We start from the raw sequence: 20,826 nt of genomic DNA on the forward strand, positions 1-20,826 counted from the left end.
ACCCGGCACTGACCCGCCGCCCCGCCGCATCCAGCCATAACGGCTGCAGCAGGCCCAGGCCCAGCGGCTGATCCGCCGCCTGCAGGGTCGGCGGCACGGTGCCGGACAGGGTCCAGGCGAAGCGCTGGCGCCGGCAGTTGGGATCGCTGCGCGCCAGCTCCTGACCCAGCGGCCAGCAGATCGCCGCCACGCCGATCTCATCCGGCACGGGCTGTGCCGGCGGTGTCAGGCCACGTTGCTGGTCGCGATTGACCAGCAGATCGTGCACCTGCAGCAGCAGCGGCGCCGCCGATGCCAGGCCGAACTGCCCCGGCACCGGCGTGCCATCCGGGCGGCCGATCCACACCCCGATCAGATGCCGAGGACCGACACCGATAGCCCAGGCATCGCGAAAGCCATAGCTGGTGCCGGTCTTCCAGGCCAGCACCGGTCGCTGCGTCAGCTCGGCACGCGGATCGCGGTCCGGGCGCGCCTGGCCGGAGAGTATCCGCCGCACTATCCAGGCCGCCCCTGGCGACAGCAGGCGCCGTTCGCGCAGGGCCTCGTCCGGTTGCAGCCGTGGGCGCGCAGCCATACCACCACGGGCAAACGCGGCATAGCCGGCGACCAGTTCCTCCAGGCGGCTACCGGCGCCACCGAGGATCAGGGCCAGGTTCGGTTCGGCGCCGGCCGGCAGCGCCAACGGCACGCCAGCCGCACGCAGCTCGCCGGCGAAACGCTTGGGGCCGTAGGCCTCCAGCAACTGCACCGCCGGCAGGTTGAGCGAGGTGGCCAGCGCCTCGCTGGCCGACACCGGCCCAGTGAAGCCAGCGGCGAAGTTGCCCGGGCGGTAGTCGCCGTAACGCCGCGGCACGTCCTGCAACAGGGATTCGGAATGGATCAGCGCGGCATCCAGGGCCATGCCGTAGAGGAAGGGCTTGAGGGTCGAACCCGGCGAGCGCAACGCATGCACCATGTCGACATGGCCGAAGCGGCGGGCATCGCCGATATCCGGTGAGCCCAGGTAGGCGCGTACCGCCATGCTCTCGTGCTCGACCACCAGGATCGCCGCCGAGGTGTGCTCCGGCAGGCGCGCGCGCCAGCCCAGCAGCAGATCCTCCAGGCGCCGCTGCAGGGCGGCATCCAGGGTGGTGCGGATCAGTGGCGGGCTGCCGGCCCGGTTCAGGCGGCGCGCCAGCAACGGTGCCAAGCTCGGCTCCTGGCGCGGTGCCAGCAGCACCGGCTCCTGCAGCGCCTCGTCCACCGCACTCTGCGGCCACACCTGGAACTGCGCCAGACGGCGCAGCACCTTGTCCCGCGCCGCCTGCGCCTGCGTCGCATGGCGATCCGGGCGCAGGCGGCTGGGCGCCTGCGGCAACACCGCCAGCAATGCAGCCTCGGCACGGGTCAGTTGCGCCGGCGACTTGCCCAGGTAGGCCCAGCTGGCTGCCGCCACGCCCTGCAGGGTGCCGCCGAAAGGCGCGCGGTTAAGGTACAGCGTCAGGATCTCGTCCTTGGACAGGTGCCACTCCAGCTGCAGGGTGCGCCACAGCTGTTTGAACTTGCCGGGTAACGAGCGCGAGTGCGGGTCGAGCAGACGCGCCACCTGCATCGACAGGGTGCTGCCGCCGGACAGCATGCGCCCACCACTGAGGTTCTGCCAGGCGGCCCGCGCCAGGGCCAGCGGGTTGACGCCGGGATGGCGGTAGAACCAGCGATCCTCATAGGTCAGCAGCGCCTGCAGGTAGTAGGGCGACACCTCCTGCGGCGTCACCGGATAGCGCCACACGCCTTCGGCGTCGGCGAAACGCCACAGCGGCGTACCGTCCTCGGCCAGCACCACGCGGGCCAGGCCGTCCTCCGGCAAGGGCAACGGGAACAGATGGTCGGCCAACCACAGCAGCATCAGCGGCAGCAGGAGCAACACCAGGCCACGTCGCCCGGGCCAACCCCATCTCATTTCCCCGCCTCGCTGCGCGAGCGGCGCCAGCTATGGCATGCTGCGCGGCAACTTATGGCGGCACTGCGGATATTCATACCTTGATCCAAGACTTCTTCGAATGGCTGGGCCATGCCCTCGGCACCCTGATCCGTTTCATTGTCGAAGCCCTCAGCGGCTTCTTCGGCCTGTTCGCCGACGTCGGCCGCAGCTTCCTCAACGGCCTGGCCTCGGCGCTGGGCACCGATGTCGGCCTGCTCAGCATCGTCGCCATGGTCTGCGGCCTGCTCCTGCTCTACGCAGCCGTGCGCGCCGGCATGCGCAAGGCCTTCGTGCGCATGGTGATCTACGGGCTGCTGGGTTTGTGGTTGTTGAGTTTGATTGTGAGCTGAAGGCCTCGCCCTCTCCCCCAGCCCCTCTCCCATAAATGGGCGAGGGGTGACTCTACCGATGCACCTTGCATACCCTGCAATCCTGCAGCCCCGCAAGAAATAAGCAACGCACCGAGCCCGATAGCACGCACATCCTGCCCCCTCTCCCGCTCACGGGAGAGGGCCGATCTCCAGCCGAATCCGCTCCAGCACCGCCTCCATTTCCCCTAACACCTGATGATTCCAAAAACGCAGCACTCTATAGCCACGCTCTTCTAGATACCGATCACGCTCGCCATCTTGCCAAGCCTGCTCGGCATGCTGTCCGCCATCCAGTTCAATCACCAGAAAATGCTCCAGACAGACGAAGTCGACGATGTAGCGGCCAATAGGTTTTTGCCGACGGAACTTCAGGCCCATAAAGCGGTGAGCACGTAGGTGATACCAAATCCTCGCCTCGGCATCGGTCATGCTGGTTCGCAGTGACTTAGCGTTATCTCGTAAGCCCATTGGAGCCTCCTTGCTCCTTCGCCCTCTCACATAAATGGGCGAGGAGAAACCCGGCATTTACCTTCCTGCACGGTCAGTTCCCTCTCCCGTGAACGGGAGAGGGTTGCTTTCAATCACCGCTCCTTCACCACCAACTCTCCCGACGTCGCGCCCAGTGCCTGCCAGCTTGGGCGGTACATGGACTCCACCTGCGGCGGCGGCACGCGGTATGTGCCGGGTGTGACGGCCCGGGCCAGGTACAGCAGGTGGGTGGTGTCGTAGCCGTTCACATCCACGGCGGCAACGAAGCGGTCATCGCGGAACTCCTGGTGCTTGAGCGGGGCGTTCTGCATGGCCTTGAGCCAGTCCTTCACCGCGCTGCCGGCGTCATCCAGGCTGGCGGCGCTCTGCGCCAGGTTCTGGTTTTCCAGCTCCAGGCCGGCCGGCAGCAGATCGACCACCAGGGCATCCGGGACTCGTTCCTCGGCGCGCACCGCCAGGTGCACCAGCACCAGCTGGCCGCTGCGCAGGTTGCCCAGGTCGAGCGCCTGCCCGTTCAGGTCGTAGTAGCCGCGCTCGATGCTCAGGTTGTTGCCGCTGGCGGCCGGCGCCTGGGTCGGATAACCGGAGATGCTCAGCTGCTGGTACAACTTGCCGTCGAACGCGCTGCTCAGGCTCAGCGGCTCGGCCAGGCCGGCGCCATCGAGCCGCACCGCGCCCTGCTGGTTATTCAGCTCGCGCGGCTGGCCGGCGACCTCCAGCGTGGCGTTCCAGGGCTGCTCTGGCTGCTTGATCAGACCGCGCCCGGCGAGGAACAGGGCATTGCGCTCCTGGGTCGACAGGTAGCGCCGCAACGCGCGCTCCTCGGCCAGTTCAAATAGCAGGGTGTCGCGCGTGGCGGCGGCCAGGCCGTTCTCCTCCAGCAGGGCATAGATCAGCGCCTGGTCGCGTAGCGGGCTGCCGTAGTCGGCCAGCCATGCCTTGCGGTTGCGCCCCAGGCCCAGCCCGAGGCTCAGCGCCTGGTCGGCACGCGGCTTGTCACCCATCTTCTGCAGGGCCACGGCCAGCTGCACCAGCGGCAGGCCTGACTTGGCCTCCTCGCGGCGCTCGAACAGCGCGCGCAGGCTGCCAAGCGGCGCCTGTTGGCTGCGTGCCAGCACCAGGCCGGCGTAGGCCTGCACGGCGAAGCGAGTGTGGTCGAGGTCTTCGCTGTAGCCGGCGTCGATCAGTTGGCGGTCCTGCAGGTAGCGCAGCAGACGCTGGCTGGCTTTCTCCAGGGCTTGCGGCGGCACGGCGAAGCCCTGCTCGCGGGCGCGCAGGAGGAAGTCGGTGACATAGGCGGTCAGCCAGTATTCCTCGTCGCTGTCAGAACCCCACAGACCGAAGCTGCCGTTGTAGCGCTGCATGCCCAGCAGGCGCTCGATGCCGATTTCGATGGAGTTGCGCCGTTTGTCTTCCGGCTCGCCCTCCAGGCCGAGGCGTTCGAGGGTCGCCGCGTCGGCATACAGCGAGGGATACAGGCCGCTGGTGGTCTGCTCCAGACAACCATAGGGATAGGCCTTGAGCGCGCGGATCTGCTCGGCCAGGTTCAGTGGCGGGCGGCTGGAGACGCTCAGCAGCGCCTCGCGCCCTGCCGGTTCGAAGTCCGCCAGAGTGCCGGCCGGCAGCTGCCAGCTGTCGCCCTGCAGCACACCGCGCAGCAGGCGGGTCTGCGCCGGCCAGGCGGAACGCACGCCGATGCGCCACTCTCGGCTGAACGCCCCCAGGTTCTCGCCCGGCAGGCTGAGCCCGGCGACCTTGACCCGGACGATGCCGGAACCGTAACCGCCCGCGGCGCGCACCGGAATGCGCAGGGTGGTGCGCTGGCCCTGGTCGAGCTGAAGCGGTGCCGTGTAGCCACCGGGGGTTTCAGCCAGGCTGAGCTGGCCGTCGGTTTCGACCTGCACGTCGAGCTTCTGCATGACACCGGAGAGGTTGGTCAGGTCCAGCGCCACGCTGGTCTCGTCACCACCGGCCAGGAAGCGCGGCGCCGACAGTTCGGCCACCAGAGGCGCGGCGACCACCGTCTTGGCCTCACCCATGCCATAGCGCTCATCGGTCCAGGCCTGAGCCATCAGCCGCAGCTCGCCGTTGAAGTCGGGGATATCCAGGCTGACTTCGCCTTCACCCTTGTCGTCCAGGGTCAGCGGCACGCTCTGCAGCGCGACGATGGTGACGCTGGTGTCAGGGCGCTTGCCGCCCTTGGCCAGCGCCGCATCACCGCCGAAAGCCAGCGAGGCCAGCCGCCCCTGCCCGGCCTCGATCAGCTGGCCGTAAACATCCAGCTGGTCGGCGCCGTAGGCCTTGCGCCCGAACAACTCGGCGAAGGGATCGGGCGTCTTGTATTCGGTGATGTTGAGAATGCCGACATCCACCGCCGCGACCAGCACATGAGCCTGCCTGGGTGCGCTGCCATCGGCATTGCGCGCCTGTACGTGGACTTTCAGCGGCTGCTGCGGGCGCATCTTCTCCGGTACGCTGAGGCTGACCTGCAGCTTGCGCGGCGCACGGTCGAACGGCAGGTGCAGCAGGCCGACGGCACGCTTGGGCGTGGCCCCGGCCTTGCGTTCACCGGGGCGGATGACCAGCGCGCTGACGTACAGGTCATGGCGCGCCCAGTCCTTGGCCAGGGGAATGTCGAAGCTGGCGCCTTCGGCCGGCACCTCGATCTCCTGCCACCACAGCGGGCCATCACGCGATTCCACCAGCAGGTAGCCGCTACCGGCGCTGGGCGGGGTGACGCTGACCTTGGCCGTTTCACCCGCGCCGTAGGCTGGCTTGTCCAGGGCCAGTTTGACCTGGTCCGGACGCACCGCGCCGCCGTCGCTGTTGTCCTGCCAGGAATAGCCGGCCCAGAAGCGCAAGCTGCTGAGCAGGCCGGTGGCGGGGTCCGTCACTTCGACGCGATAGGGGCCCCACTCCACCGGAAAACTGACCTTGGCGGTGCCGCCGGCCGCGACCTTGACGCTTTCCTCGCCCAGGTTGAGGAACTTCTCGTTGTAGTGATAACTCCAGCCGTCGCTGTCGGAGAAGCTCCAGTAGTAATCGCGGCGCTCGCGGATCAGGCGCACCTGCAGGTTGTCGCTGGCCAGCTTGTTGCCTTGCGGGTCGGCCAGCAGCACCTCGAACTCGGCCAGGCCGTCACCATCTACCTCGCCGCCGTCGAACAGGCTGCGCACACCCGGCAGCTGAGCGGCCGGCCATACCGGCTGCACCAGGCGGCGGGTGATCGGGCGCCCGCCGGACTCCTGCAGGCTGGCCTGGAGAATCAGCTGCAGCGGCGACTTGGCCTCGGCCCAGCGGTTCTCCGGCTGCACCACGGCCTTGCCCTGGGCGTCCAGGGTGACCTCCTCCAGCTCCTGGTCCTGGCTCAGCTCCTCCTCGGTGAGCGAGCCGAACTGGTAGCCGGGCAGCGCCTTGACCGCCTCGCGCAGCGGCCGCACATAGAGTTGGCCGCTCAGGCGATTGCCGGAAGCCGGCGCGCCATAGAGATAACGGCCTTCGACCTGGAACTGCGCCTCGTCGCCAGGCGCGATGGGCGTCTCACTGCCCTTCAGTTCGAGCGCCAGGCGCTCGGGCAGGAAGTCCTCGACGAGGAATTCATAGAGCTGCTTGCGCCCGCCGCCGAAGTCGAGCAGCAGCTGCCAGCGCCCGGTCGGCGCCTCGTCGGCCAGTTGCAGCTGGTACTGGTAGAGGCCCTGCTCATCGGGTTGCCAGACGAACTTGCGGCTGACCTGTTCGTCCGGCCGGCGCACTTCCACGTTGACCGGCTGCGGCTTCACCGCTCGGCCGTCGGCGTCGCGCAGCAGGGCGTTGAGCAGCACGGTCTCGCCGGGGCGATAGAGGTCGCGCGGGCCGAACACGAACAGCTGCAGCGGGTTGGCCACCGGCCCGGCGATATCGAACTCGGCCAGGTCCAGGGCCGGACTGTTGAGGTTGAGCAGGCTGGTCTGCTCGCCCTGGCGCGCCAGCAACAGGCTGGCCTTGTCCGGCAGCGGCAGCTCGGCGTGGCCGGCATCATCGGTCTTGCCGCTGGCCAGCAGCTGGCCCTTGTCGCCGAGCAGCTCCAGCTCCACATCGGCCAGGGCCTTGCCGCCCTCCAGGGCCTGGGCGAAGGCGTCCAGGCGGCCGTGGTAGCGGTGTACGGACAGGCCGATGTCACTCAGGGTGAACAGGGTCGCCGGCTGCTGGTAGCTGTAGGTGCCGGCCTGGCGCATCACCGCCAGGTACACGCCGGGCTGCTGCAACGGCTCCAGGCCGGCGATCGGCAGCAGCAGGGTCTCGCGGGTGTTGCGCGCCGGATTGAGGTCGAAGCGCCCGCCGTAGACCAGTTCGGCCATGGGCAGCAGCTCGCGCGCCTCCCAGGTGTCCAGGTTGGCGCCGCGCCCCCACTGGGCGAGGAAGGCCGGCAGGGACTCCTGCTTGATGCGGAAGAACTCGACATTGACCCTGTCGACGTTCAGCGCGATCACCGGCAGGCCTTCGGCGAGGCGGGTCGGCAGCAGCGAGCCACGGCTGGCGAAACCGACGGTGGGTTGCAGGTCACGGGTCTCCAGGCTGGCGCTGTACTCGGCGGCCAGCTCGCTGGCGTTGACCGCGCGCAGGCCGCGATCCACTGTCAGCACCAGTTTGCGCTTGGGCTCCAGGTGGCGCAGGCGCAGCTCCATCTGGTTGTCGGACAGTTCCCAGGCGCCGTCGACCTTGCCACTCTTCTTGTCCACCAGGTGCAGCTTGGCGGCGAAATCCTGATCCGCCTCGAGTGGCACGCTGAAGCTCACCGACAGGGTGCTGGCGCCATCGAGCTGGATTTCCGAAACGTCCGCCACCGTCAACTCGCGCCCGGCGTAGCGCTTGGCCAGCGTGGCCTCGTCCAGCGCCGGCCGGGCCGCATCCTGGGCAGTGGCGGGGCCACTGGTCTGGGCAGACTGGGGGGCTTCCGGGGTAGAGGAGTCGCAGGCGCTCAGCAGGCTGAGCGCAAGTGCCAACAACAATCCTTTGTAACGCATGGCGGGCCTCGCAGGAGAATCTGAGGCCCAGCACTATAGCCGAGTACAGGCTGCGTTTCCGGTGCGACTCCTCACCTCAGAGGCGGAAACGCCCCATCTGCGAGCCGAGCGCTTCGGTCAGCCCCTGCAGCTTCTGACAGTGTTCGCGACACACGGTGACCTCGCTGGCCGTGGAGTGCGCCAGATCGGCGATGCCCTGCACGTTGCGGTTGATCTCCTCGGTCACCGAACTCTGTTCCTCGGTGGCCGTGGCGACCTGGTGATTCATGTCGCTCAGACGCTCGACCTGATCGGCAATCGACTCCAGCGCCCGCCCGGTACCCTCGCTCGCCTCGACGCCCACACCGGTGGCGCTCTGGCCCGCCTGCATGGAACTGACGGCCGCCTCGGCGCCCTGCTTGAGGCGCATGATCATCTGCTGGATTTCGTCGGTGGAGTTCTGTGTGCGGCTGGCCAGGGTGCGCACCTCGTCGGCGACCACGGCAAAACCACGGCCCTGCTCGCCGGCGCGCGCGGCCTCGATGGCGGCATTGAGTGCCAGCAGATTGGTCTGCTCGGCGATACCGCGGATCACCGCCAGCACCTGATCGATGGACGCCACCTGCGCGGCCAGTTCACTGACCGCCTCAGCCGCCGTGCCGATCTCGCCGGACATGCGCTGGATATGCGCGATCGACCCGCTGACCTGGGTCCGCGCACCATCGGCCTCATCGCGCGCACTCTGCGACACCTCGGCGGCGGAGCCGGCATTGCGCGCAATTTCCTGCACGGTCAGGCCCATCTCGTGCACGGCGGTCGCCACCAGATCGGTCATGTCCTGCTGCTGGCCGGAACGCACGGCGGTGTTCTCCACCACCTGGATGACCTGCATCACCGACTCGCGCAGGCGCTCGCTGGTGGTCAGCACCTCGCTGATCAGTTGCCGCTGCCCTTCGAGGAAACGGTTGAAGCCGCGCGCCAGGTCACCCAGCTCGTCGCCGCGTGAATCGTCCAGGCGCCGGGTCAGGTCGCCGCCACCACCGCCGATCTCGACCAGCGCCGCGGTCACCCGCTGGATCGGCCGCACCAGGCCACGCGCCAGCAATACCACCAGGCCCAGCGACAGCAGCACCACCGCCAGGCCGATCAGGGCGGTGGTCAGCAATGCCTGACGCGCTTCGCCGTAGACCTGCTGCTCGGGGATCTCGGCGACCAGGCGCCAGTCGATGGACTTGAGCGGCAGGGCCATGGCCAGATAGCCCTCGCCATCGCGTTCGAAACGCAGGCTGTGCCCGGGTTCGGCGACCAGGCGGCCAGCCGCCTCGGCGCCGACCAGCTGATCGAGGCTGCTCTGATCGCTGAGCTGGGCATCCGGGTGCACCTTGACCTTGCCGCTGCCATCCACCAGGTAGACGCGCCCGGATTCGCCCAGGCGAAAACCGCGAATCAGCTCGGACATGGCACCCAGGCCCAGGCCCAGGCCGCCGACACCCAGCGTCTTGCCGCCGGCCTCGATGCGCTGGTTGATGAACAGGGTGGGAATCTTGGTGCTGGAGTCGATGTCGATGTCCAACGAGCGCTGCTTGCCGCTGTCGACGAAGCCGTAGAACCAGGCGCTGTCCGGGCCACGCGTCAGGGTGCGGTCGAGGCCCTGGTTGGTGATGTAGCTGCCGGACTTCAAGGCGACGATGAAGGTGCTCAAGGCCCCGCCGGCCACCTTCTCCTGCTGCAGATAGCGGCTCATCGCGTCCAGCTGCGCCGGGTCTTCCCCGGCCGCCAGCCAGTCGGCCACCAGGCTGTTGCCGGCGATGCCGCGTGCCTGTTCCAGCGGAGTGGCCAGGACCCGTTCGAGATCGTTGCGCACCGCCTCCACCCGGGCCGGCAGCTCGCCATTGACCAGGTACTGCTCGACCTGCCGATTGGCCACTCCGGAGTAGATGAAGATCACGATCAGGACGCTGACCACCAGCGCCGCGCCCATGCTGAGAATCAATTGCCAGCGAATGCTGCGCTGCCAGAACTGCATGCGTCTCACCTCTTGTCATATGCGGCTACCGGCCGCCAGGCTGCGAACCACCGGCAGGCGGCCCGATCATGCGAAAGCAAGGACTACGCCATGGCAGGCGCAGCTCTGGATAGAGCCTCCGAGCCATGCAGAAACAGAATTGCGACCAAAAAATGCGCATAAAAGTCACAATGCCGTCACTTTAATGCACACAATTAATTTTGCCGCTATCTATCTCCCCTTCTCTTTCAGTCGGCGCGGTCAGGCCCGTTCTGAAGAACAAGGATAGCCAAGCGACGGACGGCACCAGCTCACTGCACCTATAATTCGGCGCTTTGCCGGCAGCCAGTGCGGCGACTTCAGGCACTCACAATCGAGTGCCTGGGTTCGCCCGGCTGGGCGCGTCGACGAGTCGTAGCAGAGCGATAGCAACGACGCCTGGCGCCGAAGCCGAGTATTTGCATTCGCCGAACAGGCCACCAGGAGCCCCCATGTCCAAGCTGCTCGAGGCCTGGCGTCACGCCCCGACCCACCGCCGGGTCTGGGCGTTGGCCGCGCCGATGATCCTGTCCAACCTCTCGGTACCGCTGGTGGCCCTGGTCGACAGCGCTGTGATCGGCCACCTGCCGCACGCTCACCAGCTCGCCGCAGTGGCCGTGGGTGGCAGCCTGTATACCTTGCTGGTGTGGTTGTTCGGCTTCCTGCGCATGGGCACCACCGGCTTCGCCGCGCAGGCCTGCGGGCGCGACGACGGTGACGCGCTGCGCCTGGTGCTGCTGCAGGGCCTGTTGCTGGCGGGCGGCCTGGCATTGCTGATGGCCTTGCTGGCACTGCCACTCAGCGACCTGGCGCTGGGTCTGATGCAACCCTCGGCGGCTCTCGACGAGCTGGCCCGCGCGTACTTCCACACCCGCCTGCTGGGGTTGCCGGCGGCATTGGCCTGCTATGCCCTGATCGGCTGGCTGCTGGGCACGCAGAACGCACGCGGGCCGCTGGCCATCCTGCTGACCACCAATCTGCTCAACGTGGCACTGGATCTGTGGTTCGTGCTTGGCCTGAACTGGGGCGTACTCGGCGCCGCACGCGCCTCGGTGATCGCCGAATGGAGCGGCGCCCTACTCGGCCTGGTGCTGGCCTGGCGCGCCCTGCGCCAGCATCCCGGGCACCTGCCGGGTGCAGCCCTGCGCCTGTGGCGCAACTGGCGGCCGCTGCTGGCAGTGAACCGCGACATCCTCATCCGCACCCTGGCGCTGCAGCTGGTGTTCTTCCTGGTCACGGTGCAGGGCGCCCGCCTGGGCGATGCCACGGTGGCGGCCAACGCCCTGCTGCTCAATGGCCTGCTACTCACCGCGCACGCCCTGGATGGTCTGGCCCATGCGGTGGAAGCGCTGTGCGGCCACGCCATCGGTGCCGGCCGACGCGACGAACTGCGCCGCTCACTGGTGGTGGCCGGAGGCTGGTCGCTACTGGCCAGCCTGCTGTTCGCCGCCGCGTTCCTCATCGCCGGGCACGCCTTCATCGACCTGCAGAGCGATATCACCGCCGTGCGCGCGGTGGCCTACCAGTATCTGCCCTACCTGGCCGTATTGCCCCTGGTGACAGTGTGGAGCTACCTGCTCGACGGCCTGTTCATCGGCGCCACCCGCGCCCGCGAAATGCGCGATGCCATGCTGTTGAGCCTGATCCTGGTACTACCATTGGCCTGGCTGCTGCGCGGCCTGGGTAATCACGGCCTGTGGCTGGCCTTTCTATGTTTTATGCTGATGCGTGGAGTATGCCTGGCCGCTCAGGCCTGGCGCCTACAACGCCAGAACGCCTGGCTCGCCGGTAACGGCTGATAGGAGAACGACATGCTCAAGGCCCCCTGCCCCGCCAACGAACCCCAGCGCCTGCAGGCTCTGGACGAGCTGGAGCTGCTCGACACGCCCGCGGAGCAGTATCTGGATACCCTGGTACGTCTGACCCGCGAACTGTTTCAGGTGGAAACGGTGCTGATCAGCCTGATCGATCGCGACCGCCAGTGGTTCAAGGCCCGCATCGGCCTGGATCTCGCCGAGACGCCACGCGACATTTCCTTCTGTGGCCACGCGGTAGCGGCCAGCAGCCTGTTATTGATCGAGGATGCCCGTCAGGACCCGCGCTTCGCCGACAACCCGGTGGTCACCGGCGCGCCCTTCATCCGTTTCTACGCCGGCCAGCCACTGTACAGCCGCGAGGGCCAGGCCATCGGCACCCTCTGCCTGCTGCACCCCGAGCCAGGCACTCTCTCCCTGCCAGAGCGCCTGCGCCTGCGTGATCTGGGCACCCTGGCCGAAGGCTATCTACAGCTGCGTGGCCTCAGCCAACAGGCGCAGAAACTGCGCCAGGCGGTCAGCCGCGAGCAGCGCAAGGCCCTGGTCGACCCGCTGACCCAGCTATGGAACCGCGCCGCCCTCGGCCAGTTCTTCGCCCGCGAGCTGCACGGCGCCCGCGACAACGGGCTGCAACTGGGCGTGCTGTATGCCGACCTGGACCACTTCAAGCAGATCAATGACCGCTACGGCCACGCCGCCGGCGACCAGGTGCTGTGGCAAAGCGCCCGACGTATGAGCGCGGCGCTACGCCCCGATGACCTGCTGGTGCGCCTGGGCGGCGAGGAGTTCGTCGCCCTGGTGACGGTGCATGGCCTCGACGAACTGCAGCGCATCGCCGAGCGCGTGCGCCGCTCCATTGCCGAGACACCGATGCAAGTCGGCGAGCATGCGCCACAGGTCACCCTGAGCATCGGCACCGCGCTGGCCCTGCCTGGCGAGAATCAGGCCGCGCTGCTGGAAAGAGCCGACCGCGCGCTCTATCTTGCCAAGCACCAGGGCCGCGACAGAACGGTCCACGCCCCCGACGCCACCTGAGGAGACTGTCCATGGCCGACGCCATCGCCGCCAGCCTGCACTTCCTGTCGATCTTCGTGCTGTTCGCCCTGCTCACCGCCGAACATGTACTGTTCAAGCCCGACCTGGATGCCAATACGGCCCGGCGCCTGATGCGTATCGACATCGCCTATGGCATCAGCGCCGGCCTGGTGCTGGCCACCGGCCTGGCGCGGGTGCTGTGGTACGGCAAGGGCCTGGACTACTACCTGCACAACTACTTGTTCCACGCCAAGGTCAGCCTGTTCATTCTCATCGGCCTGATCTCCATCGTACCGACCCTGACCTTCTTCAACTGGCGCAACGACCTGCTCGCCGGCAAGGCGCCCAGCATCAGCCCGGCCACGGCCCGCCGCACCATCATGGTGATCCGCCTGGAGCTGCTGTTGCTGATCTGCCTGCCGTTGCTCGCCAGCCTGATGGCGCGCGGCCAGGGCATGTTTGGCGGGTAAACCGATAGCCATACCCTGCGCCTGTAGGAGCGACTTCAGTCGCGATACTGCTTCAGGCAACCCCCAATCGCGGCTGAAGCGAAGTGCCGCCCAGCCTTCTGCGTCATATGAAAAAGCCCGCGTGATGCGGGCTTTTTTCAGGGCTGAAACCAACTCAGCTGGACAGGTAGGACGAGCGCGTCAGACCCAGGCGCAGGGCGTCGAGGTACTGGGTACGCTCGGCAGCGCTGAGCTTGGCCCCGGCCACCTTGTCGCGGTAGTAGGTCATCAGCTCCTCGGGCGACAGGTGCACGTAGCGCAGCATGTCCTCGATGGTGTCGTGAGTCTCGATACCGGTGTGGTAGGCGGTGCCATCCGGACGCTGATGGATGTTCACCGAGTCGGTGTCGCCGAACAGGTTGTGCATGTCGCCGAGGATTTCCTGGTAGGCGCCCACCAAAAATACGCCCAGCACATAGTCCTCGCCCTCGCGCACCTCATGCACCGGCAGACTGGTCTCGATCGACTGCTCGTCGACGTACTGACGGATCTTGCCGTCGGAGTCGCAGGTCAGGTCCTGCAGCACAGCGCGGCGCAGCGGCTCTTCTTCCAGGCGGGTCAGCGGCAGGATCGGCAGGATCTGGCCGATGGCCCAGGTGTCCGGCAGGCTCTGGAATACCGAGAAGTTGCAGATGTACTTGTCTGCCATCTTGTCGTTGAGCTCGTCGAGCAGTGCGCGGTGCGAACGCTGACGCGCCTTGAGCTGGTTGTGCAGGCGGCGGCAGATGGCGAAATAGCACTGCTCGGCCAGCGCCTTCTCGGCCAGCGACAGTTTGCCCGCCGAATACTGCGCGGCCACTTCCTCGATGTAGTGAGTCGCGCGCCAGTAGCTCTCGGCGACCATTTCCGGGTCGGTGTCACCGAGCAGCTCGATCAGCGCCTGCAGCACTTCCGGCTGCTCGACGGCCGGATCGATCTGCGGCACCTCATCGTTGTGCTTCTCCACATCGGTCACCTGCACCACCAGCACCGCATGGTGCGCGGTCATCGCCCGGCCACTCTCGGAGAAAATGTGCGGGTGCGGGATGTCCTGGCGGTCGCAGAACTCCTTGAGCATGTCGACCACCGCATCGGCGTAGTCGGCCATGTCGTAATTGATCGAGCTGGCGCTGCGCGAGTGGGTGCCGTCGTAGTCCACACCCAGCCCGCCGCCGACGTCGATGTGATCGACCGGCAGGCCGAGGGCGCGCAGTTCGCCGTAGTAGCGGATGGCCTCGCGGAAGCCCTTGCGGTAGTCGGCGATGTTGGCGATCTGCGAACCCATGTGGAAGTGCAGCAGGCGGATGCCCTGATCCAGGCCGGCCTCCTTGAAGCGCTCGACCACGGCCAGGATCTGCGCGGCGGAGAGGCCGAACTTGGACTTCTCACCGCCGGTGTCGGCCCACTTGGAGGACGCCAGCGAGGACAGACGCACGCGCAGACCGATCTGCGGGGCGACCTTGAGCTCGGCCGCCACGTCGATGACGAACTGCACCTCGGATTCCTTCTCGATCACGATGAACACGTTGTGACCGAGCTTCTGCCCCATCAGCGCCAGGCGGATGAACTCGCGATCCTTGTAGCCGTTGCAGACGATGGTGCCGCCCTTCGGCGCCAGCGCCAGCACGGCCATCAGCTCGGGCTTGGAGCCGGCCTCCAGGCCGATGGAGACGTCCTGGGTGGCGATGATGTTCTCCACCACCGCTTCCTGCTGGTTGACCTTGATCGGGTACAGCGCGGTGTAGCGATTACCGTATTCGAGACGCGCGATGCTGGCGTCGAAGGCGCTGGTCAGCTGGCGCACGCGGTACTGCAGGATGTCCGGGAAACGCACCAGCAGCGGCAGCGACAGGCCGCTCTCGCGCAGGCCGTCGAGCTGGCCGTAAAGATCGATCGGCGCGCTGTCCGGACCATTGGGACGCACCTCGACGCGGCCCTCGTCATTGATCGAGAAGAAGCCGGCGCCCCAGTGGCGAATGCCGTACACACTGCGGCTGTCCGCAACTGTCCACTGGCTGCCGTCGTCTTTGCGTGTGCGTCTTGCGGCCATCGAGGTCTCCCTGTAGCGAGGTAAAGGCTGCCGCCCATGGGGCCGCAGGTGTAAGCCATGGATATGACGATTGCAGGTGCATGGACTGCACCTGCCTGGAAGAAGTTTAGAAGAGCCGGCTCAACCGCCGGATTTCTTGGCCTTGAAGCCGCGCTTGGTGAGTTCTTCGAGAAGCAGTTCGACCATGTCGCCCTGGATCTCGATGACACCGTCCTTGAGCCCGCCACCGCAACCACAGCGCTTCTTCAGCGCGCTGGCCAGCTCTTTTAGCTCGGCCTCGGCCAGCGGCACGCCGGTCACGGTGGTGACGGTCTTGCCGCCACGGCCCTTGGTTTCCCGGCGCACACGGGCGATGCCGTCGCCTTCGGGAATAAAGGTCTTCTTGCAGATGCAGGCGTCCACCGGCTGGCTGCAATCGGGGCAGTGCCGACCACTGTCGGTGGAATAGACGAGACCGCCCAGGGCGGATAACGACGAAGCTTTCTTGACCACCGGCTTGTCCTCGTAGGGGTCAGGATAGCGACTGGCTGAACAGGTTCAGCCGCGAGGCCCCACTCAGGCAGGGGCAGCGCTACCGGGCTGGCACCCGGGTTCAGAGGGGGCGCAGTGTAAGGGCAAATTCCCTTCGTGCTAAGTGCGAAATTGCGCCATTGGCCGATGGATTGGCGACCTTGTGCGCCATCGTGCACAAGGTGCAAGGGAATACTGCACAAAGCCACGCCCGGCGCGGGCTCCGCACTCCCCGGAGAGGCCCGGATGAATCAAGGAACCTCCCCCCTTTCGTCTATGACCGGGCAGCCAGGTACATGCGCAGCGCCTGCAACGAGTCCGGGCAGTAGGGTTGCGTCGCCGCTTCGGCCAGGGCCTGCTCGGGCGTCATGAAACGCGCAGCCATCACCTCTTCCGGCTGCAGCACCAGCGGCGCATCGGAGACCGCCGCAAACACTGCACACCACAGGCGGTTGTCCGGCTGGTCGAAGAAGAAACGCCCCTGCTCGTGCAGCGCCACCCCGGCGATGCCGAGTTCCTCATGCAACTCGCGCGCGGCGGACTCGGCATAGCTCTCGCCCGCGCCGACCATGCCGCCGGCGGCCACGTCCCAGTAACCCGGGTAGATGGCCTTGCTCAGGGTACGCCGGTGCACGCACAGCTCGCCGGCGGAGTTGAACAGCAGGATGAACGTGCCGCGGCCGATCAGCCCGCGCTGACGCAGTTCAGCACGCGGCAAGGCGCCAAGAAGCTGATCCTGCTCGTCGACCCAGGCGATGCGCTCGACATCCGAGGCGGCACGGTGCGCCGCCTCGCGTTCGCTGATCACCATCAGCCCTGGCTCAGCAGGGTACGCAGGTCGATGATCGCGGCGTTGGCGCGGGAAATGTAGTTGGCCATCACCAGCGAGTGGTTGGCCAGCACGCCATAGCCGCTGCCGTTGAGCACCATCGGGCTCCACAGCGGCTCCTGTGCCGCTTCCAGCTCGCGGATGATCTGCCGCACGCTGACGGTGGCGTTCTTCTTCGCCAGCACATCGGCGAAATCCACCTCGATGGCGCGCAGCATGTGCGACAGGGCCCAGGCCTGGCCACGGGCCTCGTAGAACACGTTGTCGATCTGCAGCCAGGGGGTCTTCACCTCCTCCTCGCGCACCGGCAGGCTGTCACCGACGACGACCTTGCTGTCATCCTGCACGTCGGTATTCAGACGCACCCGGCCGACGCTGGCGGACAGCCGCTGGGACAGGGAGCCAAGGCGAGTGGCGACATCGCCCAGCCAGTTATTGAGATTGTCGGCGCGGGTATAGAACTGCGCATTGGGCTGGCCCGGATCGGCCAGGCGCGCCAGGTAACGGTCCAGCGACTTGATGCCTTCCTGGTATTCGGCCTCGGAGGCCGGCAGCGCCCAGCTCTTGTTGTCGAAGTTGAAGCGCGGCTCGGCCTTGGCCAGATCCGGGTCCTCGGTGGACTGCGACTGCGAGCGGGCAAAGTCCTTGCGCATGGCCCGGGACAGGTCACGCACCTGCACCAGCACGCCGTACTCCCAGGACGGCATGTTGTCCAACCACAGGCCGGGAGGAGCGATATCGTTGGACAGGTAGCCGCCGGGCTTATTCAGTAGGGTGCTGGCAACCTGCTTCAGGGTTTCCACGGTGGTGTAGCCGCTGACCAGCTTGCGCTGGGCCTGCTCTGCCGCAGCCTGGGCCTGCTGCTGTACCGGGAACAACTCGGGCTCCTGGCTCCAGTACCAGCCCACCAGCAACGCCGCCAACAGGTAGAGCCCGACCAAGCCGCCCAGCACGCGGCTGAACCAGCGGTTCCCGAAGTAACTGCGCGCATCGTCTACCCGATCATCGACGTTGCCTTTCAGCTCGTCTGCACTCTTCTTCCAATCCAACATGGTCTTGTCCTTGCTCAACGCATTGAATCATTCGACCCTGTCCAGGGCCGATCGGTGCCCAGCACTATAAGTGAAGCGCAGGAACGTCGCAGTGACGGAATGGTCCGACATAGGGCAAAGCCGCCAAATGCTGGGAACTTGACGCCAATTGACCGATGGTTGTAGTGCGGAACCTCTCCAGTGGTAGCATGAGGCCATCATCGGCCCACAAGGCCAACCCATGATCGATCAGATACCTGCCATGACCGAGCCAGAAGACCCCAGCCGCGACCGCCTCAAGCAGCACTTCGCCAAGCGCGTCATTCACCAGGCGCGCCAGGTATTGGAAGTGTGGCAACGCTTGCAGCAGGAGGAATGGGGCGCGCCCGTGATGGCTGAACTGGTCGAGACCAATCTCGGCCTGCTGCGCTACGCCGAGCGTTTCGAGCAGGATGTCCATATTCAGCTGGCCCGTGCCATCGGCCAGTGCCTGGAGGCGGTGGAAGCCAATCGCGGGCGCCTGAGCAGCCCGCTGATCACCGAACTCAACCAGCTGATGCAGCGCCTGTCGCGTACCGGCCTGCGCCATGGCGACCAGTACGAGCAGACCTTCCTGCCCCCGCTGCGCAAGCCGGTGTACCTGGCCCTGCAGGATCAGGACCGTGCGCAGCGCCTGGCCCAGCAACTGGAGTTCTTCGGCCTGAGCGCGCAGCCGCTGGCCAGCGCCAGCGCCTTCCGTGCCGCCATGGCCGAGCGCCACCCTGCCGCCATCCTGATGGAGGTCGATTTTGCCGGCCCCGGCCAGGGCCTGCTCCTGGCCAGCGAAGCCCAGGAGGGACTGGAGCAGAAGCTGCCGCTGCTGTTCTTCAGCCACGAGGATGTCGACACCCCGACCCGCCTGGCAGCGGTACGCGCCGGCGGCCAGGAGTTCTTTACCGGCGCCCTGGATGCCTCCAGCCTGATCGAGCGCATCGAAGTCCTCACCAACGTGGTGCAGTACGAGCCTTATAGGGTACTGATCGTCGATGACTCGCGTGCCCAGGCCACCCACACCGAGCGCGTGCTGAACAGCGCCGGCATCGTCACTCGCACGCTGATCGAGCCGATCCAGGCCATGGCCGAGTTGGCCGAGTTCCAGCCGGACCTGATCATTCTCGACATGTACATGCCGGACTGCAGCGGTACCGAGCTGGCCAAGGTGATCCGCCACAACGACCGCTACGTCAGCGTGCCGATCATCTACCTGTCCGCCGAGGACGACCTGGACAAGCAGCTCGACGCCATGAGCGAAGGCGGCGACGACTTCCTCACCAAACCAATCAAGCCGCGCCACCTGATCGCCACCGTACGCAACCGCGCGGCGCGCGCCCGCAACCTCAAGGCGCGCATGGTGCGTGACAGCCTCACCGGGCTGTTCAACCACACCCACACCCTGCAATTGCTGGAAGACGCGCGCTTCCGCGCCCGTCGTGACGGCCAGCCGCTGACCTTCGCGATGATCGACATCGACCATTTCAAGAAGGTCAACGACACCTACGGCCACCCCATGGGTGACCGGGTGATCAAAAGCCTGGCACTGTTCCTCAAGCAACGCCTGCGCAAGACCGACCATATCGGTCGCTACGGCGGTGAAGAGTTCGCCGTGGTGCTGCCGGATACCGATGCCGTTACCGCAGCCAAGGTGCTCGACGAAATCCGCCGTCGCTTCGCCGAGATCCGCTACCCAGCGCAACCCCAGGACCTGTCCTGCACCTTCAGCTGCGGCATCGCCGAGCTACACGACGGCATGGACTGCAACAGCCTGTCCAAGCAGGCCGACGAAGCCCTCTATGTCGCCAAGCGCGGTGGGCGCAACCGGGTGGAAATCCATCTCACCGAAGCGTGACCGCCGTCACGCTGTCATAAAGCCTTAACCAAACCGCAATAACCTGTGGACACCGCTCCTGTAGTGCTCCGGTGTCCGCATGCGCCTCAAACAGCTCACCAATCTGTCCACCACACTCCTGATCACTGCCTGCCTTGTTCTGGGCGGCGCACTCTGGTGGTCGGAAAAAGCCCTGGAACAGCCGTATTTGCTGATGCAGCGCTACCTCAACCTGTCCCAGCAATTCCAGCAGGTGGCGGCCAATATCCAGACCTACCTGAGCGGCGGCGATGCGCTGCGTCATCGCCAGGCCCAGGAGTCCATCGCTACCCTCGAAACCGAGCTCGACGCAATTCCGCCACAACTGGCCGACACATTGCGCCCGAGCCTGACTCAGCTCGGCCAGTTCGTCGCCGGCGACCTGTTGGCGGCCGGAAAACTGGCCGGCGACCCTCAGGGGCTGCTGCTGCAGGCCGAGCGAGAGATTAGCGGCGCCCTTGACCAGCTTGCAGGCTATGCCGCCGAGAGCAACGGCGAGTCGGCTGCCGCCTACCGCACTCCATTGTTCCAGGCCGCCCAGCACCTGACGCGCTTGGCCCACGCCCGCGGCAAGCTGGTCGGCAGCGGCCGCGAGGAGCTGGCGACGGACGTCGAGCGCGAACAGCTGAAACTGATGCAACTGGCTGCTGAACTGGAAGCCCTGCCCCTGCTCGGCGTGGCCGACGAGGCCGACGGCGGCGACAGCTTCGCCGCCATGCTCGGCCTGGACAGCAACAGCGAGCAGGCTCAGACCGAAGACAAAGGCATCGGCCTCAAGCGCGAACTGACCAGCCTGATCAAACGCTATCCCGGTGAACTGAAACGCACGCAGACACTGATTCAGCAACGCAGTGAATTGGCCGCCGCCAGTGCCGCCAGGGTCGCGGATCTGCAACAGGCGCTCACTGCCCTGGGGCCTGCCGTGCGCGCCGAGCATGGCCGCATTCAGGGCGAGGTACGCCTGATCCAGGGGCTGGTAATCGGTCTTATCCTGCTGATCGCTCTCGGTCTGGATCAGATCCAGCGGCGCCTGGGCAATGTCCTCAGCCACCTGGCACCCGCCCTGTCGACCTGGGCCGCCGGCGACTTCGGCGCCAATATCCAGCTGCAGGCGCGTACCCGCGAGATGCGTGACATCGAGGACTCGCTGAACCGCCTGCGCCACTATCTGGTCGAGCTGGTCGGCACCATCCACCAGCACGCCGGCGAAGTCGCCGGCAGCAGCCGCACCCTGGCTGACCTGAGCCAGGGTCTGCACGGCGGCGCCGAGCGCCAACTGAGCGATACCGCGCAGATTCGCGATGCCCTCGGCGAGCTGGA

At 66.6% G+C, this 20,826-nt stretch carries 13 protein-coding genes; 5 read left to right on the forward strand and 8 right to left on the reverse strand.

What is annotated here, in order from left to right:
- Positions 1-1,939: peptidoglycan glycosyltransferase PbpC (gene pbpC / locus AYB31_RS15730; RefSeq protein WP_068829796.1), on the reverse strand; the 1,939-nt coding region annotated here is incomplete at its 3' end.
- An 80-nt stretch (positions 1,940-2,019) separates the two neighbouring features.
- On the opposite strand from pbpC, the gene AYB31_RS15735 reads away from it, so the two are divergent.
- The gene (locus AYB31_RS15735) at positions 2,020-2,310 is read left to right on the forward strand and encodes a hypothetical protein (protein WP_442961824.1); all 291 of its coding nucleotides are present in this window, start codon (positions 2,020-2,022) and stop codon (positions 2,308-2,310) included.
- Positions 2,311-2,460: 150 nt separating this feature from the next.
- Here AYB31_RS15735 and AYB31_RS15740 read toward each other — a convergent pair whose 3' ends face one another.
- The 3 genes from AYB31_RS15740 to AYB31_RS15750 all read right to left on the reverse strand — a co-directional run bounded on the left by AYB31_RS15740 (position 2,461) and on the right by AYB31_RS15750 (position 9,828).
- Positions 2,461-2,799, reverse strand: coding sequence for an endonuclease domain-containing protein (locus AYB31_RS15740; RefSeq protein ID WP_068829653.1), 339 nt, complete (start codon positions 2,797-2,799; stop codon positions 2,461-2,463).
- 113 nt (positions 2,800-2,912) lie between these two features.
- Positions 2,913-7,823: an alpha-2-macroglobulin family protein gene (locus tag AYB31_RS15745; protein WP_068829654.1), complete on the reverse strand. Its 4,911-nt coding sequence runs from the start codon at positions 7,821-7,823 to the stop codon at positions 2,913-2,915.
- Positions 7,824-7,899: 76 nt separating this feature from the next.
- Positions 7,900-9,828 (reverse strand): methyl-accepting chemotaxis protein, encoded by a 1,929-nt coding sequence (locus tag AYB31_RS15750; RefSeq protein WP_068829655.1) that lies wholly within the window; start codon positions 9,826-9,828, stop codon positions 7,900-7,902.
- A gap of 470 nt (positions 9,829-10,298) precedes the next feature.
- Between AYB31_RS15750 and AYB31_RS15755 the strand changes: the two genes are divergently transcribed.
- The 3 genes from AYB31_RS15755 to AYB31_RS15765 are packed head-to-tail and all read left to right on the forward strand — an operon-like array spanning position 10,299 to position 13,165.
- Positions 10,299-11,645, forward strand: coding sequence for an MATE family efflux transporter (locus tag AYB31_RS15755; protein ID WP_068829656.1), 1,347 nt, complete (start codon positions 10,299-10,301; stop codon positions 11,643-11,645).
- A 12-nt stretch (positions 11,646-11,657) separates the two neighbouring features.
- A complete protein-coding gene (locus AYB31_RS15760; protein ID WP_068829657.1) occupies positions 11,658-12,695 on the forward strand; it encodes a GGDEF domain-containing protein in 1,038 nt (345 codons plus the stop codon).
- 11 nt (positions 12,696-12,706) lie between these two features.
- Positions 12,707-13,165: a DUF2214 family protein gene (locus AYB31_RS15765; RefSeq protein WP_068829658.1), complete on the forward strand. Its 459-nt coding sequence runs from the start codon at positions 12,707-12,709 to the stop codon at positions 13,163-13,165.
- A 154-nt stretch (positions 13,166-13,319) separates the two neighbouring features.
- On the opposite strand, the gene speA is transcribed toward AYB31_RS15765, so the two are convergent.
- From speA to AYB31_RS15785, 4 genes are all read right to left on the reverse strand, one after another.
- Entirely contained in the window at positions 13,320-15,233 is a 1,914-nt protein-coding gene (gene speA, locus AYB31_RS15770; protein WP_068829659.1) for an arginine decarboxylase, read from the reverse strand.
- 120 nt (positions 15,234-15,353) lie between these two features.
- The gene (locus AYB31_RS15775; RefSeq protein ID WP_068829660.1) at positions 15,354-15,725 is read right to left on the reverse strand and encodes a translation initiation factor Sui1; all 372 of its coding nucleotides are present in this window, start codon (positions 15,723-15,725) and stop codon (positions 15,354-15,356) included.
- Positions 15,726-16,017: 292 nt separating this feature from the next.
- Positions 16,018-16,554 carry an NUDIX hydrolase gene (locus tag AYB31_RS15780; protein ID WP_068829661.1) on the reverse strand — a complete coding sequence of 179 codons (537 nt, stop codon included), beginning with the start codon at positions 16,552-16,554 and terminating at the stop codon, positions 16,018-16,020.
- A complete protein-coding gene (locus tag AYB31_RS15785) occupies positions 16,554-17,624 on the reverse strand; it encodes a DUF2333 family protein (protein ID WP_068829797.1) in 1,071 nt (356 codons plus the stop codon). Before AYB31_RS15785 ends, AYB31_RS15780 begins: the two co-directional genes overlap by 1 nt.
- A 241-nt stretch (positions 17,625-17,865) precedes the next feature.
- On the opposite strand from AYB31_RS15785, the gene AYB31_RS15790 reads away from it, so the two are divergent.
- Entirely contained in the window at positions 17,866-19,488 is a 1,623-nt protein-coding gene (locus tag AYB31_RS15790) for a response regulator (RefSeq protein WP_068829798.1), read from the forward strand.
- Positions 19,489-20,826 lie beyond the last annotated feature (1,338 nt).

It is taken from the genome of Pseudomonas sp. BMS12, assembly GCF_001592875.1.
Taxonomy (GTDB): Bacteria; Pseudomonadota; Gammaproteobacteria; order Pseudomonadales; family Pseudomonadaceae; genus Aquipseudomonas.

What these genes read in the sequence shown, in the direction of transcription:
- AYB31_RS15740 (WP_068829653.1), bottom strand. Translation starts at nt 2,799, where the DNA reads ATGGGCTTACGAGATAACGCTAAGTCACTGCGAACCAGCATGACCGAT.
- AYB31_RS15745 (WP_068829654.1), bottom strand. Translation starts at nt 7,823, where the DNA reads ATGCGTTACAAAGGATTGTTGTTGGCACTTGCGCTCAGCCTGCTGAGC.
- AYB31_RS15750 (WP_068829655.1), bottom strand. Translation starts at nt 9,828, where the DNA reads ATGCAGTTCTGGCAGCGCAGCATTCGCTGGCAATTGATTCTCAGCATG.
- AYB31_RS15755 (WP_068829656.1), top strand. Translation starts at nt 10,299, where the DNA reads ATGTCCAAGCTGCTCGAGGCCTGGCGTCACGCCCCGACCCACCGCCGG.
- AYB31_RS15760 (WP_068829657.1), top strand. Translation starts at nt 11,658, where the DNA reads ATGCTCAAGGCCCCCTGCCCCGCCAACGAACCCCAGCGCCTGCAGGCT.
- AYB31_RS15765 (WP_068829658.1), top strand. Translation starts at nt 12,707, where the DNA reads ATGGCCGACGCCATCGCCGCCAGCCTGCACTTCCTGTCGATCTTCGTG.
- speA (WP_068829659.1), bottom strand. Translation starts at nt 15,233, where the DNA reads ATGGCCGCAAGACGCACACGCAAAGACGACGGCAGCCAGTGGACAGTT.
- AYB31_RS15780 (WP_068829661.1), bottom strand. Translation starts at nt 16,554, where the DNA reads ATGGTGATCAGCGAACGCGAGGCGGCGCACCGTGCCGCCTCGGATGTC.
- AYB31_RS15785 (WP_068829797.1), bottom strand. Translation starts at nt 17,624, where the DNA reads ATGTTGGATTGGAAGAAGAGTGCAGACGAGCTGAAAGGCAACGTCGAT.
- AYB31_RS15790 (WP_068829798.1), top strand. Translation starts at nt 17,866, where the DNA reads ATGACCGAGCCAGAAGACCCCAGCCGCGACCGCCTCAAGCAGCACTTC.